Here is an 830-nt window from a genome sequence, read left to right on the forward strand (position 1 = left end):
GCCCTCGGCCGCCACGAACTCGTACACGCCCGCGGGGCAGTAGCGGCTTTCCGGCCCGGCGAACTTCGGCAGGTTGATGCGCACGGGCACCGTCGCGTCCTTGAGCGTGAGGTGCGCGGGCTGGTTCTCCTCGTGGTTGGTGTTGCTCACGAACACCGAGGAGAGCCGGTCGAAGGTCAGCTTGCCGTCCGGCTTGGGGTACTCGATCTTCTGGAAGTCCGCCGCCGGGCGCAGGTTGACGTGGTCGGGCAGCTTGCGCTGCAGGGTCCAGGGCGGGTTCTTCATGCCCAGCTTGGGCAGCAGCCACTGCTCCACGCCGGTCATGAGCGTGGCGGTGGAGCGGCCCTTCTTGAACCACTGCTTGAAGTTCTTGGCCTGCTGCAGCTCGGTGAACAGCCAGCTCTTCTCGAAGGCCTCGGGGTAGGCCGCCAGCTCGTCGCCGCTCCTGCCCGCCTGCAGCGCCTCGAAGGCGCTTTCGGCGCACAGCATGCCGGTCTTGATCGCCGCATGGCTGCCCTTGATGCGGCTGGCGTTCAGGAAACCCGCGTCGCAGCCCACCAGCGCGCCGCCGGGGAACACGGTCTTGGGCAGCGACAGCAGCCCGCCCGCGGTGATGGCTCGCGCGCCGTAGGACAGCCGCCGCCCGCCCTCCAGGTGCTTGCGCACTTGCGGGTGCATCTTGAAGCGCTGGAATTCCTCGAAGGGCGACAGCCAGGGGTTCTGGTAGTCCAGGCCGACCACGAAGCCGATGGCTATTCTGTTGTCGGCCGCGTGGTAGATGAAGGAGCCGCCGTAGGTGTCGGGCTGCAGCGGCCAGCCCGCGGTGTGCA

Annotated in this window: 1 protein-coding gene; it reads right to left on the bottom strand. The window is 68.1% G+C overall.

What is annotated here, in order from left to right; all coding sequences use genetic code 11:
* Positions 1 to 830, bottom strand: an 830-nt coding sequence (locus ALA01S_RS31270) for an electron transfer flavoprotein-ubiquinone oxidoreductase (RefSeq protein ID WP_174548679.1), incomplete at both ends; no start/stop codon positions are given.

The organism is Azohydromonas lata NBRC 102462 (assembly GCF_001571085.1).
GTDB lineage: Bacteria > Pseudomonadota > Gammaproteobacteria > Burkholderiales > Burkholderiaceae_C > Azohydromonas > Azohydromonas lata.